Consider the following 13,239-nt stretch of genomic DNA (forward strand, 5'->3'; position numbering starts at 1 on the left):
CGGCCGTGACCGAGGCAGTCGAGTCGCCGACCCACCCCGCATACGGAAGGTTGCGGGCGGTCACCGAGACTGCGTCGGTCCTGCTGGCCGACAACCCCGGCCTGATGACGCTCGAGGGCACCAACACCTGGGTGCTGCGCGGGCCGGGCAGCGCCGAGCTCGTCGTCGTCGACCCGGGCCCCGACGACGACGAGCACATCACGCGGGTCGCCGCGCTGGGCCGCATCGCGCTGGTGTTGATCAGCCACCGGCACGGCGATCACACCGACGGCATCGACAAGCTCGTCGACGCGACCGGGGCGACGGTGCGGTCCGCGGGCAGCGGGTTCCTGCGGGGGCTCGGCGGTGAGCTGGTCGACGGCGAGGTGATCGACGCCGCCGGGTTGCGGATCAAGGTCATGTCGACGCCCGGCCACACCGCCGACTCGCTGTCGTTCCTGCTCGACGACGCGGTGCTGACCGCCGACACGATCCTCGGCCGCGGCACCACCGTGATCGACAAGGAGGACGGCGGCCTGGCCGACTACCTCGAGTCGCTGCGGCGGCTGCGCGGCCTGGGCGCGCGCACGGTGCTGCCCGGCCACGGCCCCGACCTGCCGGACCTGGCCGCCGTCGCGGCGGGCTACTTGGCGCACCGGCAGGAGCGCCTGGAGCAGGTGCGCTCGGCGTTGCGGGACATCGGCGACGACGCCACGGTCCGCCAGGTCGTCGAGCACGTCTATGCCGACGTCGACGAGAAGCTGTGGGACGCGGCCGAATGGTCCGTGCAGGCGCAGCTGGACTACCTGCGCCGCTAGCGCGGTCCAAGCCCCCGGCGTGTCCGCGAGCGTAAGCGCACCGCGGGATACGGGGCCAACTGCCGCAGCGTGCTTACGCTCGCGCCAACGGCCTCGCGGAGCGGGCCCTCAGCGCCCGGCGCTCACCTGGCTCGGCGGGCCAGGCGCTCGGAGTCCGAGATCAGCACGCTCTTGCCCTCCAGGCGGATCCACCCGCGGTGGGCGAAGTCGGCCAGGGCCTTGTTCACCGTCTCCCGGGACGCACCCACGAGCTGGGCGATCTCCTCCTGGGTCAGGTCGTGCGTCACGCGCATCGCCCCGCCCTCCTGGGTCCCGAACCGCTGGGCCAGCTGCAGCAGCTGCTTGGCCACGCGCCCCGGCACGTCGGTGAAGATGAGGTCGGCGAGGTTGTTGTTGGTCCGGCGCAGGCGGCGGGCCAACACCCGCAGCAACTGCTCGGCGATCTCGGGGCGGTCGGCGATCCACGCCCGCAGCGCGTCGCGGTCCATCGACACCGCCCGCACCTCGGTGATGGTGGTGGCGCTGGAGGTCCGCGGGCCCGGGTCGAAGATCGACAGCTCGCCGAACATGTCCGACGGGCCCATGATGGTCAGCAGGTTCTCCCGCCCGTCGGGCGAGCGGCGACCGATCTTGACCTTCCCCGAGACGATGATGTACAGCCGATCGCCCGGTTCCCCTTCGGCGAACACGGTGTGCCCGCGGGGGAAATCGACGGGTTGCAGCTGCTTGGTCAGTGCGGCGACCGCGCCCGGCTCAACCCCTTGGAAGATTCCTGCCCTTGCCAGGATCTCGTCCACGTTGCCTCTTCAGCTATGTCGAAAAATCAGTGTGATAGGGGCAGGTTAACCCCTTGCTCGCCTGACGAGTCTAGAGGAATGCCCGTCGTGCCCGACGAGCCAACGCTACACACGATTGACGTGTCGAGTTGCCCTAAATTGCGGATTGCCGTGCGAGTGTCCGTGAATTCGCGTCGGCAAAGTCCACTCGTCGCGGTCGGCCAATCCCACAGCAAACGCGGGCACGGCGTGCCGAGGCGCGGTCTGGCGGCCCGTCGGGACCGGCTCGGGACGACGCTCCGCGGGGTGCCGGTGCAGGCGCACCAGCGGGTCCGGGGCGCCCGGGGAGGCCAGTGCGCGCATGTTGGCGGCGTCAGGCCGCCCGGTCAGCTCCCTGGCCGGCGGCGTCGCGACCGGCTGCCGCGCGAGCTCCCTCTCCAGCCGGCCCAGCCAGAGCGCGGCGAGCATCAGCAGCCAAGGGACGCACGCCACCAGCAACCACGACACAAGGAGAGTAAACAGGGTCTTGAATCAACACCGGGTCTCGGCGAGATCACGAAATCAGTACTCTGTCGAGAGTGACAGCGGCAAAATCCTCCGGGCGCTCGAAGTCGAAGCCGGCCACGCCCGACGGGACCGTCGCGCGCCGCCAGTCCGAGGAAACGCGGGTGGGCTTGGTGCGCCGGGCGCGCCGCATGAATCGCGCATTGGCGCAGGCATTTCCGGACGCGCACTGCGAACTCGATTTCACCACTCCGCTGGAGCTCACCGTCGCCACAATTCTTTCCGCGCAGAGCACCGACAAGCGGGTGAATTTGACGACGCCCGCATTGTTCAAGCGGTACCGGACGGCGCTTGATTACGCGCAGGCCGACCGCGCCGAACTCGAGGAACTGATTCGGCCCACCGGGTTCTTCCGCGCCAAGACGACGTCGTTGATCGGGCTGGGCCAGGCGCTCGTCGAGAGGTTCGGCGGCGAGGTGCCGGCCACCATCGAGGAGCTGGTGACGCTGCCCGGTGTGGGCCGCAAAACGGCCAACGTGGTGCTGGGCAACGCTTTTGACATTCCCGGCATCACCGTCGACACCCACTTCTCCCGGCTGGTGTCGCGGTGGCACTGGACCGCCGAGACGGACCCGGTGAAGATCGAGCACGCGGTGGGCGAGCTCATCGAGCGCAGCGAGTGGACGCTGCTGAGCCACCGCGTGATCTTCCACGGCCGCCGCGTGTGCCACTCGCGCAAGCCCGCGTGCGGAGTCTGCCTGATCAAGAAGGACTGCCCGTCCTTCGGCCTCGGCCCCACCGATCCGCTGCTGGCCGCGCCGCTGGTCCGGGGGCCGGAGACCGAGCATCTGCTCGCCCTGGCCGGGCTCTGAGCCGGTCCGGCGAGCACGAGAGCGCACGGGGATCGCGATGCCGACGCTGACGCGCCGGGCGCGCTGGCACATCGCGGTCGTCGCCGTGGTGGTGGCGCTGATCGCGGCGCTGACGGCGCAACTGCGCGACGACGCACCCGGCACGGCCGGCAGCGGCGGCCCGGCGATGTCGGACCGGGAGCACCGCGACGCCGACACGCCCGCCGCCCTCGCCGGCCCGCGAGCGCGGGCCCAGCTGCCGCCCTGCCCGCTCGGCCAGGGCCCCGGGCCGGGCGCGCTGCGCGGCGTGACGGCCGAGTGCGCCGCCGACGGCGCGGACTTAGACATCGCCCGGGCGCTGGCGGGGCGCACGGTGCTGCTCAACTTCTGGGTCTACTGGTGCGCGCCGTGCGCCGCCGAATTGCCCGCGATGGCCGAGTATCAACGGCGGGCGGGCCCGGACGTGCTGGTGGTGACTGTGCACCAGGACGAGAACGAGACGGCCGCGCTGCTGCGGCTGGCCGAGCTCGGCGTCCGGCTGCCCACTGTGCAGGACGGCCGGCGCCGCATCGCGGCCGCGCTGCGGGTGGTCAACGTGATGCCCGCGACGGTGGTTCTGCGGTCGGACGGTAGCGTTGCGCAGACGCTGCCGCGGGCTTTCGACAGCGCCGACGAGATCGCGGCCGCGGTCGGAAACGACAGGGGATAAGCGGAGAAGTTGAACCGACTGGAGCGGCCGGTGAGTGCTGGGGGTTCGTCCCTGCGGAACGGTGACCCCGCGAGCGGGACCGTTCCGCTGACGCCTGACGCCAGCCCCGCGTGGCTGCGCCCGCTCGTCGACAACGTCGCCGCCATCCCCGACGCGTACCGCCGGCGGCTGCCTGCGGATGTCCTGGCCATGATCACCTCGACGGCCACGGCGGCGCTCTCCGCGGTCCGCGGAACCCGCCAGGCGGCCGTGTTGGTGCTGTTTTCGGGCCGGGAGTCCGGCCCTGCCGACGGCGGGCTTCCCGACGACGCCGACCTGCTGGTCACGGTGCGGGCGGCCACGTTGCGCCACCACGCCGGGCAGGCGGCGTTTCCCGGCGGCGCCGCCGACCCCACCGACGACGGCCCGGTGGCGACGGCGCTGCGCGAGGCCCGGGAGGAGACCGGGATCGACGTCGGCCGGCTGCATCCCCTGGCGGTGCTGGACCCGATGTTCATCGCGCCGTCGCAGTTTCACGTCGTCCCGGTGCTGGCGTATTCGCCGGATCCCGGCCCGGTGGCCGTCGTCAACACCGCCGAGACGGCGCTCGTCGCACGGGTTCCGGTGCGGGCGTTCGTCAATCCGGCCAACCGGCTGATGGTGTACCGCGGCGACCTGGGCCGCCGCTGGGCCGGTCCCGCGTTCCTGCTGAACGAGATGCTGGTGTGGGGGTTCACCGGGCAGGTGATCTCCGCGCTCCTCGACGTCGCCGGGTGGGCGCAGCCGTGGGACACCTCCGACATGCGCGAGTTGGACACGGCCATGGCGCTTCTCGACCCGCCGGGGGACTCGCGATGAACTCGATGACCCCGTCGCAGTGGCTGGACATCGCCGTCCTGTCGGTCGCCTTCATCGCGGCGGTCTCGGGGTGGCGATCGGGCGCGCTGGGTTCGCTGTTCTCGTTCATCGGCGTGCTGCTGGGCGCCATCGCGGGCGTGCTGCTGGCGCCCCACATCGTCAGCCACATCGCCGCGCCGCGCGCGAAGCTGTTCGCGGCGCTGTTCTTGATCCTGGCGCTGGTCGTCATCGGGGAGGTCGCCGGCGTGGTGCTGGGCCGCGCCGTGCGCGGCGCGATCCACAGCCGCGCCATCCGCTCGGTCGACTCGGTGATCGGGGTGGGGGTGCAGCTCGTCGTGGTGTTGACGGCCGCGTGGCTGCTGGCGACGCCGCTGACCCAGTCGAAGGACCAACCCGAGCTGGCGGCGGCGGTCCGCGGCTCGCGCGTGCTGGCCCGCGTCAACGAGGCGGCGCCGCCCTGGCTGAAGACAGTGCCCAAGCGGCTGTCCGCGCTGCTCAACACCTCGGGTCTGCCGGCGGTGCTGGAGCCGTTCAGCCGCACCCCGGTGATCCCGGTGGCGTCCCCGGATCCCGCGCTGGCCAACAATCCCGTGGTGGTGTCCACCGCGCCCAGCGTCGTCAAGGTGCGCAGCCTGGCGCCCAGCTGCCAGAAAGTGTTGGAAGGCACCGGATTCGTGATCGCGCCGGACCGGGTGATGACCAACGCGCACGTGGTCGCGGGCTCCAACAGCGTCCAGATCTACGCCAGCGGCAACCCGCTGGACGCCACCGTGGTGTCCTACGACCCGGCGGTCGACATCGCCATCCTGGCGGTGCCCAACCTGCCGCCGCCGCCGTTGGCGTTCGCGCAGGCCGAGGCGAAAACCGGCGCCAGCGTAGTGGTGCTCGGCTATCCCGGTGGCGGCAACTTCACCGCGACGCCCGCGCGGATCCGCGAGCTGATCAAGCTCAGCGGGCCGGACATCTACCGGGACCCGGCGCCGGTCACCCGCGACGTCTACACGATCAGAGCCAATGTGGAGCAAGGCAATTCGGGGGGACCGCTGATCGACCTGAATGGCCACGTGCTGGGCGTGGTGTTCGGCGCGGCGGTCGACGACCCCGACACCGGGTTCGTGCTGACCGCCGACGAAGTGGCCAGTCAGATGGCCAAGATCGGCGACACGCAGCAGGTGGGCACCGGATCCTGCGTCGGCTGAGGCCGCCTCACGTGCCGTGCACGTGCCGCAGGAACCTCGTCAGCTGCCGGTTGATCTCATCGGGAGCCTCTTCGTGGCTGTAATGCCCTGCGCCGGCGACGGATACGTAACGCCCGTGGGGTGCGAACCGCTGGGTGCGGTCGACCGGGTCGGCCAGCACGTACGGGTCGGTGTCGCCGCGCAGGTGTAGCAGGGGCACGCTGAGCTGCTGCTGCATCGACCGGATGAAGCGGTGGCCTTCGCCGCGCAGCTGGCTGCGCACGGCCCAGCGCTGGTATTCCAGCGCGCAGTGCGCCGCGCCGGGGATCTGGATCGCCGTCCGCAAGTGACCGATGGTCTCGGAAAAGTCCTCGGAGGCAACCCATTTGGCGCAGCTGCGGCTGCGGACGAGGCGCTCGATCTCGGCGGCGTCGTCGCGGGTCAGCGCGCGTTCGGGCCACAACGGCACCTGGTAGCGCAGCAAGGTGGGCAGCAGCGCGTAGCCCTGGTCGCGCCGGGTCAGCGTGGAGCGCCGCAACGCCGCCGGGTGCGGGGAGCTGATCAGCGCGATGGCCGACACCAGCCGGGCGTGCAGCAGGGCGGTCGCCCAGCAGGCCAGCCCGCCGTCGGCGTGGCCCACCAGGGTCGCCGAGGAATGGCCGAGCGCGCGGATGAGCCCGGCGGCGTCACCGGCCAGCGTCCAGCCGTCGTAGCCCCGGGGCGGTTTGTCGCTGCCGCCGTACCCGCGCAGGTCGACCGCGACCACCCGCGCGCCGGTGAGGCCGCGCAGCTGGTGGCGCCACGACCACCAGAACGACCCGAAGCCGTGCAGCAGCATCACCAGCGGTCGCGCGGTCGGCGGCGCCGCGGCGTCACCGACGCTGGGCAACCCCTCCACGACGTGGAAGCGGATGCCGTTGGCGTGCACGTCCAGATGCCGCCACGGCCCGTCGATGCGGGTGACCGACGGATCCGGCGGCGCCATCTACCACCCCGACGGGTCGCCGGCGGGCTGGTCCTGCCCCGGCCGGTGCTCGGTGAGCTGGCGGCCGGGGGCCTTGTCGTGCCCCGGCGTCAGGGCGCTACGGGTCTCCTTCACCGACTCGATGGTCTCGCGGGGCCCCCGGATGCGGCGCACCTTGAGGAAGCCCAACAGGCCCAGCAGCGCGCCGACGACCACCATGATCCCGAACACGATGAGGTACGACGCCCACCGCCACAGCCAGGTGTCGAGCAGCTCGGCGAGGAAGAAGAAGAAAAAGAAGGTGGAGTAGAACAGCACCACCAGAGCCGCGATGAAGAAGACGCTGCCCGTGAGGCCTTTTTTGACGTCGCGGGTGATTTCGGCGCGGGCCAGCTCCACCTCGGCGCGCACCAGGGTCGACACCTGGGCCGACGCGTCCTTGATCAGGGCACCGATCGACGGTTCGGCGGCCGTGGCGTGCGGATCGGTCAACGGAATGGTGGTCAGGGTGTTGGGCACACCGTTCTTGCCATCACCTTTGCTCACAGACGGTCCTCTTTCGTCATTCCCCCGGCGCGCTGCCGTCGCGGTTCATGTTGCCATGTGCCGCGACGGCAGACGAGGCCAGCCGACGAAGCCCGGCGGGTGCGCGCGGCCGTCGTTTTCGACCCGGCGAGCGCGACACTCGCGCGGACTAGACTGGCCGGGCCGGTCAGATGTCCGGCCTACCTAAGGGGAGGTGCTGTGCGGGCTGCGCACCGGTGTTTTGCGGCTGCAATGGTGGCCGCGCTGGTGGCGCTCGCGGGATCGCATCCCCGCGCCGCCGCCGCCGACGTCCGCGTTCCGATGGGCGGCGGTGCCGGCATCGTCATCAACGGTGACACCATGTGCACCCTCACCACCATCGGCCACGACACCGCCGGCGACCTCATCGGCTTCACGTCCGCGCACTGCGGCGCGCCGGGGGCTCAGGTCGCCGCCGAGGGGGCCGAGAACGCCGGGACCCTGGGCACCATGGTGGCCGGCAACGACAATCTCGACTACGCCGTCATCAAGTTCGACCCGGCCAAGGTCACGCCGGTCTCCAACTACAACGGCTTCCTGATCGCCGGCGTCGGCCCCGATCCGGCCTTCGGCCAGATCGCCTGCAAGCAGGGCCGCACCACCGGCAACTCCTGCGGCGTCACCTGGGGGCCCGGCCAGGACCCGGGGACCATCGTGATGCAGGTCTGCGGCCAGCCGGGTGACTCGGGCGCGCCCGTCACGGTCAACAACCTGCTGGTGGGCATGATTCACGGCGCGTTCAGCGACAACCTGCCGACATGCGTCATCAAATACATTCCGCTGCACACGCCGGCCGTGGTGATGTCGTTCAGCGCCGCCGTGGCCGACATCAACGCCAAACACCGTCCTGGCACCGGCTTTTCGCCGCTGCCGGTCTGACCTACTTCGCGGACCGGATCGCGTCGAACACGCCGGGGTCCAGCAGCGTCGACGTGTCGCCCAGCTCCCGGTTCTCGGCGATGTCGCGCAGCAGCCGGCGCATGATCTTGCCGCTGCGGGTCTTCGGCAGCTCGGGCACCACGTGCACCTCGCGGGGCCGGGCGATCGGTGAGATCTCCCGCGCCACCTCGACGCGCAGCTCGTCGACGATGCCGTCGTGCACCTGGTACTCGGCGCGCAGCACCACGAACGCGCAGATCGCCTGCCCGGTCGTTTCGTCGGTCGCGCCCACCACGGCGGCCTCGGCCACGGCGGCGTGCCCCACCAGGGCGGACTCCACCTCCGCGGTGGAGAGCCGGTGGCCCGACACGTTCATCACGTCGTCGATGCGGCCGACCACCCAGATGGCACCGTCGGCGTCGTAATAGGCGCTGTCCCCGGCGAAATACCAGCCTTGCTCGGCGAACCGCGACCAGTAGGTCTCGACGTAGCGGTCCGGGTCGCCCCAGATGCCGCGCAGCATCGACGGCCACGGCTGGTCGAGCACCAGGTAGCCGGTGGCGTGCTCACCCTTGCTGTTGCCCGGGGGTAGCTGCTCGCCGTGGTCGTCGACGATCTTGGCCGAGACACCCGGCAGGGGCGTCATCGCCGAACCCGGTTTGGCCGCGGCGACTCCCGGCAGCGGCGAGATCATGGTGCCGCCCGTCTCGGTCTGCCACCAGGTGTCGACGATCGGCAGCGTGTCCGCGCCGATCACCCTGCGGTACCAGCGCCACGCCTCGGGGTTGATCGGTTCGCCGACGGAGCCCAGCAGCCGCAGGCTGGACAGGTCGTGGGCGTCGGGTATCTCCCGTCCCCACTTCATGAACGTGCGGATCAGCGTCGGCGCGGTGTAATAGATTGTGACGCCGTACTTTTCGATGATCTCGAAGTGGCGGTGCTGGCTCGGGGAGTCGGGCGTGCCCTCGTAGAGCACCTCGGTGACGCCGTTGGACAGCGGGCCGTAGACGCCGTAGGTGTGACCGGTGACCCAGCCGATGTCGGCGGTGCACCAGAAGACGTCGGTCTCGGCCTTGATGTCGAAGACGTAGTAGTGCGTGTAGGAGGCGTGGGTCAGGTAGCCGCCGCTGGTGTGCACGATGCCCTTGGGCTTGCCGGTGGTGCCCGAGGTGTAAAGCAGGAACAGCGGCTGCTCGGCGTCGAACGGCTCGGGCGTGTGGTCGGGGGAGGCGTTGCCTACCACGTCGTGCCACCACAGGTCGCGGTCGTCGTTCCACGACACGTCGGTTCCGGTGCGGCGCACCACAAGCACGTGCTCGACGGGGCTGTCACCGTCCGGGCCGGGCTGGACGGCCTCGTCGGCCGCGTTCTTCAACGGTGCCGGCTTGCCGCGGCGGAACTGGCCGTCGCTGGTGATCAGCAATTTGGCCTGGGCGTCGGCGATGCGGGCCTGCAGCGCCTTGGCGGTGAAGCCGGCGAACACCACGCTGTGCATGACGCCCAGCCGCGCGCAGGCCAGCATCGCGATTACCGCTTCGGGGATCAACGGCAGGTAGATGGCGACCCGGTCGCCGGCGACCAGGCCGAGCCCGGCCAGCGCGTTGGCCGCCTTCGACACCTCGGCCTGCAGCTCGGCGTAGGTGAGGTTGCGGCTGTCGCCCGCGGGTTCACCCTCCCAATGGATGGCCACGCGGTCGCCGAGCCCCGCCTCTACGTGGCGGTCCACGCAGTTGTAGGCGACGTTGAGCTTGCCGTCGGCGAACCACTTGGCAAAGGGCGCCTGCGACCAATCGAGCACCTCGGTGAACGGCGTCGCCCACGACAGTCGGTTGGCCTGCTCGGCCCAGAAGGCGAGCCGGTCCTTCTCGGCCGCGCGGTAGAGATCCTCCGTGGCGTTGGCCTGTGCGACGAACTCCGGGGCGGGGGGATACGACGACGAACCTGCGTGGTCGGTGGCGGTCACGGGCTTCTCTCCTGGGTCGAGACTGGGCCGGTCGGGGGCCGACGGGGGGACCGCCTAGAGAGCCTAGTCCCGTGACGATGCGGCAGGAATCGGACGGTTGGGCTAGGCCGATAAGCCTCCTACAAACGGACGTGACAGCCGCCCGGATGGCGCATAATCACCGGTGTGGCGGGACCTTGCGGGCGCCGCGCCCGCCGATGCACCCTCAGCTTCGCCGCGGCCGCAACGGTTTCGGCGGCCGGCTGCGCGTGGGCGTCGCCCGCCTGGGCCCTGCCGTTCGAGAGCGGCGACCAGGCCGTGCCGTGCCGCTCGGAGCAGATCGCGGTGGCCGCCTCACCCACCCAGGCCGCGGTCGGCCACCGCTCGCTGACTCTGTTGTTCACCCTGGCCGGCGGCGCCGAACCGTGCACGCTCACCGGCTACCCGTCGGTGGAGTCCGGCGCCGGCGGCCCGCTGATCGAGGCCAAGCCCACGCCGCGCGGCTACCTCGGTGGCTTGCCGAACGGCGTCGACGTGCCCCCCACCGTCCTGCTGTCCCTCTCCACGCAGGGGCAGGCCGTCGTGGAGGGGATGGCGGTGGACGCGGCCGGCAACCCGTGCCCGAGCTACACGAGCCTGCAGGTGAATCCGCCCGACACCATGGTCGTGCTGACCGTGGCCGCCACCATCGACGCGTGCGAATTGCAGGTGCACCCGCTCACTGTCGGCTGATAAGGCGCCGTCAGGAGTCCGAACGCGCCAGGCAGTAGACGCGCGGGGGCACCGGGTAGGCGATGTCGTGGGTTTCCGGCGGGCATTGCGTGGTGTCCGTGCTGCCGTCGACGCGGCGTTCGACGGTGAACTTTCGGTACTGGGCTTGGCCGCAATCGGCCGGTGTCCACGTCGTCGTCTTGCTTGCCTCGGTCTGCAGGTAGCACCGGCCCTGGATGAAGTTCGCCGCGAAACACAGTGTGGCGGAATCGTTGCGCAGGCGCGCATAGACCGAGCCGTCCCGCTTGCCGTCAGGGCAGCTCGCCGACGGCCCGACCTTGGCGGCCAGCTCGTAGGTGGCCACGGGATCCGCGCAACTGGTGGGCGAGTCGAGCTTGCCCGCGCCGACCTCGAATTCGCTGAAGCACTGACCGATCTGGGGGCCGGCGGTCGTCGCTGCCGCGCCGGTCGCGGGCGCGGTCCGGTGCTTGGACAGGGCGGTGGCCGCGCGGCTGAGGATATCCAAACCGCCCAGCCCCAGCAGGACGATGCCGACGGTGATCAGCGCGCCGGCCGTCTTGCTCGCCGGTGGCCGCGGCGGCGGATAACCGGGATAGGAATATGCGCCCGGATATCCGGGGGGCGGCGCCGGCGGGTACGGGTAACCGGCCTGGTACGGCGGCGGCAGCGCAGCGGAACGTCGACGGCTACGGGAACGCTCCACCAAGCCGATGATCAGGCACACCAGGCCGATGGCGGGCAGGCCGATCGTGAACATCAACCGGCCGGCGAGTTCGGCGGTGGAATCGGTCGAGGCCAGGTATGCGACGTGCACGGCCGGATCCTAAAACGACGAAGGCGCGCCGGGCACTTCACCGCGCACGATGTCGCAGGCCCTAGGGTCGGGTGTCATGCGTCGGATGCGGGCCCCGCTGGTCGCCGGGCTGATGGTGCTCGCGACGCTGACCGGCTGCGGGGGCGGCACGCTGAGCCCGGACCTGGTGGTGGTCAACGGTGGCGAACCGCCGAACCCGTTGGTGCCGACCGGCACCAACGACGCCAACGGCGGCCGCATCCTCGATCGACTCTTCGCGGGCCTGATGTCCTACGACGCCGCGGGCCACCCGGCGCCGGAAGTGGCCCAGTCCGTCGAAAGCTCCGACAACATCCACTACCGCGTCGTGCTCAAGCCCGGCTGGACGTTCACCGACGGCACGCCGGTGACGGCGCACTCGTTCGTCGACGCCTGGAACTACGGGGCGCTGAGCGCCAACGCCCAACTGCAACAGAGCTTTTTCAGTCCTATCGACGGTTACGACACCGTCGCCGCCGCGGGGACGCCGTCGGCCACCACGATGTCCGGGCTGCACGTGGTCAACGACCGGGAGTTCACCATCCGGCTCAAGGCACCCACCGTCGATTTCCTGCTTCGGCTGGGTCACAGCGCGTTCTATCCCTTGCCGGACAGCGCCTTTCGGGACATGGCGGGGTTCGGGCGGCACCCGGTCGGCGACGGTCCCTACCAGCTCGCCGACACCGCGGACGGTCCGGCGTGGGAACACAACGTCCGCATCGACCTGCGGCCCAACCCCGGCTATCACGGCAATCGCAAGCCCCGCAACAAGGGCTTGCGGTTCGAGTTCTACGCCAACCTCGACACCGCCTACGCCGACCTGCTCTCGGGCAACCTCGACGTGCTGGACACGATGCCGTCCAGCGCGCTGCCCGTCTACCGCCGCGACCTCGGCGACAAGGTCACCGCCGGGCCCGCGGCGATGAACCAGAGCCTCGACACCCCGCTGCGGCTGCCGCATTTCGGCGGCGAGGAGGGGCGGTTGCGTCGACTCGCGCTGTCGTCCGCCGTCAACCGACCGCAGATCTGCCATCAAATCTTCGCCGACACCCGAAATGCCGCAGGCGATTTCACCGCTCAGTCACTGCCGGGGTACGACCCGGACATTCCGGGCAGCGACGCGCTGCGCTTCGATCCCGAGCGCGCGCGCCGGCTGTGGGCGCAGGCCGACGCCATCGCGCCGTGGAGCGGCCGGTACGCGATCGCCTACAACGCCGACGCCGGCCACCAGGAGTGGGTGGACGCCGTGGCCAACAGCATCAAGAACGTCCTGGGCATCGACGCGGCCGGCGCGCCGCAGCCCACCTTCGCGGGCTTTCGGACCCAGATCACCAACCGCTCCATCGACACCGCGTTCCGCGCCGGCTGGCAGGGCGACTACCCGTCCATGATCGAGTTCCTGGCGCCGCTGTTCGCCAGCGGCGCGGGATCCAACGACATCGGCTACTCCAGCGCGGCGTTCGACGCGGCGCTCGCCAGGGCCGAAGCCGCCCCCGACCTGCGCCAGGGCGCCGTGCTGGCCAACGACGCGCAGCGAATCCTGTTCCACGACATGCCCGTCGTCCCCCTCTGGAACTACATCAGCGTGGTCGGATGGTCCGGTGGTGTCAGCGCGGTGCGGGTCGCCTGGAACGGGCTGCCCGACTACGAGAACATCGTCAAGGCCTAGCCGAC

The 13,239-nt window shown here is 70.7% G+C and carries 14 protein-coding genes; 8 read left to right on the forward strand and 6 right to left on the reverse strand.

The window, feature by feature from the left end; genetic code table 11:
- Positions 1-5 precede the first annotated feature (5 nt).
- Positions 6-797: an MBL fold metallo-hydrolase gene (locus tag A5700_RS16990; protein ID WP_068074366.1), complete on the forward strand. Its 792-nt coding sequence runs from the start codon at positions 6-8 to the stop codon at positions 795-797.
- 122 nt (positions 798-919) lie between these two features.
- On the opposite strand, the gene crp is transcribed toward A5700_RS16990, so the two are convergent.
- Together crp and A5700_RS17000 are read right to left on the reverse strand one after the other, a co-directional pair.
- Positions 920-1,594, reverse strand: a complete 675-nt coding sequence (gene crp, locus A5700_RS16995) for a cAMP-activated global transcriptional regulator CRP (protein ID WP_044508824.1) — start codon at positions 1,592-1,594, stop codon at positions 920-922.
- A gap of 105 nt (positions 1,595-1,699) precedes the next feature.
- A complete protein-coding gene (locus A5700_RS17000; protein ID WP_068074365.1) occupies positions 1,700-2,080 on the reverse strand; it encodes a hypothetical protein in 381 nt (126 codons plus the stop codon).
- A 188-nt stretch (positions 2,081-2,268) separates the two neighbouring features.
- Between A5700_RS17000 and nth the strand changes: the two genes are divergently transcribed.
- Genes nth through marP form a run of 4 tightly spaced genes read left to right on the forward strand, consistent with a single transcriptional unit; the run spans position 2,269 to position 5,673 of the window.
- Entirely contained in the window at positions 2,269-2,949 is a 681-nt protein-coding gene (gene nth / locus A5700_RS17005; protein ID WP_156671267.1) for an endonuclease III, read from the forward strand.
- Between the two features lie 37 nt (positions 2,950-2,986).
- Positions 2,987-3,637, forward strand: coding sequence for a TlpA disulfide reductase family protein (locus A5700_RS17010; RefSeq protein WP_068074364.1), 651 nt, complete (start codon positions 2,987-2,989; stop codon positions 3,635-3,637).
- 30 nt (positions 3,638-3,667) lie between these two features.
- Positions 3,668-4,474, forward strand: coding sequence for a CoA pyrophosphatase (locus tag A5700_RS17015; RefSeq protein ID WP_068074406.1), 807 nt, complete (start codon positions 3,668-3,670; stop codon positions 4,472-4,474).
- A gap of 5 nt (positions 4,475-4,479) precedes the next feature.
- Positions 4,480-5,673 carry an acid resistance serine protease MarP gene (marP, locus tag A5700_RS17020; RefSeq protein WP_156671268.1) on the forward strand — a complete coding sequence of 398 codons (1,194 nt, stop codon included), beginning with the start codon at positions 4,480-4,482 and terminating at the stop codon, positions 5,671-5,673.
- A 7-nt stretch (positions 5,674-5,680) separates the two neighbouring features.
- Here the strand turns inward: marP and A5700_RS17025 are convergent, their stop codons facing one another.
- Entirely contained in the window at positions 5,681-6,637 is a 957-nt protein-coding gene (locus A5700_RS17025; protein ID WP_068074362.1) for an alpha/beta fold hydrolase, read from the reverse strand.
- A complete protein-coding gene (locus A5700_RS17030; protein WP_068074360.1) occupies positions 6,638-7,162 on the reverse strand; it encodes a phage holin family protein in 525 nt (174 codons plus the stop codon).
- 198 nt (positions 7,163-7,360) lie between these two features.
- Here A5700_RS17030 and A5700_RS17035 point away from each other — a divergent pair, with 198 nt between their 5' ends.
- Positions 7,361-8,059 carry a S1 family peptidase gene (locus A5700_RS17035; protein WP_156671257.1) on the forward strand — a complete coding sequence of 233 codons (699 nt, stop codon included), beginning with the start codon at positions 7,361-7,363 and terminating at the stop codon, positions 8,057-8,059.
- Between the two features lies 1 nt (position 8,060).
- On the opposite strand, the gene acs is transcribed toward A5700_RS17035, so the two are convergent.
- Positions 8,061-10,022 carry an acetate--CoA ligase gene (gene acs / locus A5700_RS17040; RefSeq protein ID WP_068070447.1) on the reverse strand — a complete coding sequence of 654 codons (1,962 nt, stop codon included), beginning with the start codon at positions 10,020-10,022 and terminating at the stop codon, positions 8,061-8,063.
- Between the two features lie 165 nt (positions 10,023-10,187).
- Here acs and A5700_RS17045 point away from each other — a divergent pair, with 165 nt between their 5' ends.
- Positions 10,188-10,733 (forward strand): DUF4232 domain-containing protein, encoded by a 546-nt coding sequence (locus tag A5700_RS17045; RefSeq protein ID WP_231973806.1) that lies wholly within the window; start codon positions 10,188-10,190, stop codon positions 10,731-10,733.
- 10 nt (positions 10,734-10,743) lie between these two features.
- Here A5700_RS17045 and A5700_RS17050 read toward each other — a convergent pair whose 3' ends face one another.
- Positions 10,744-11,547: a hypothetical protein gene (locus A5700_RS17050; RefSeq protein ID WP_068070449.1), complete on the reverse strand. Its 804-nt coding sequence runs from the start codon at positions 11,545-11,547 to the stop codon at positions 10,744-10,746.
- 49 nt (positions 11,548-11,596) lie between these two features.
- On the opposite strand from A5700_RS17050, the gene A5700_RS17055 reads away from it, so the two are divergent.
- Positions 11,597-13,234, forward strand: a complete 1,638-nt coding sequence (locus A5700_RS17055; RefSeq protein ID WP_197502848.1) for an ABC transporter substrate-binding protein — start codon at positions 11,597-11,599, stop codon at positions 13,232-13,234.
- Positions 13,235-13,239 lie beyond the last annotated feature (5 nt).

The sequence above is a fragment of the Mycobacterium sp. E1214 genome, from assembly GCF_001666755.1.
Classification (GTDB): Bacteria; Actinomycetota; Actinomycetes; order Mycobacteriales; family Mycobacteriaceae; genus Mycobacterium.

Bases quoted from the DNA above. Each gene is read 5' to 3' on its own strand.
- nth (WP_156671267.1), top strand. From the start codon at position 2,269: ATGAATCGCGCATTGGCGCAGGCATTTCCGGACGCGCACTGCGAACTC.
- A5700_RS17010 (WP_068074364.1), top strand. From the start codon at position 2,987: ATGCCGACGCTGACGCGCCGGGCGCGCTGGCACATCGCGGTCGTCGCC.
- marP (WP_156671268.1), top strand. From the start codon at position 4,480: ATGACCCCGTCGCAGTGGCTGGACATCGCCGTCCTGTCGGTCGCCTTC.
- A5700_RS17025 (WP_068074362.1), bottom strand. From the start codon at position 6,637: ATGGCGCCGCCGGATCCGTCGGTCACCCGCATCGACGGGCCGTGGCGG.
- A5700_RS17055 (WP_197502848.1), top strand. From the start codon at position 11,597: ATGTCGCAGGCCCTAGGGTCGGGTGTCATGCGTCGGATGCGGGCCCCG.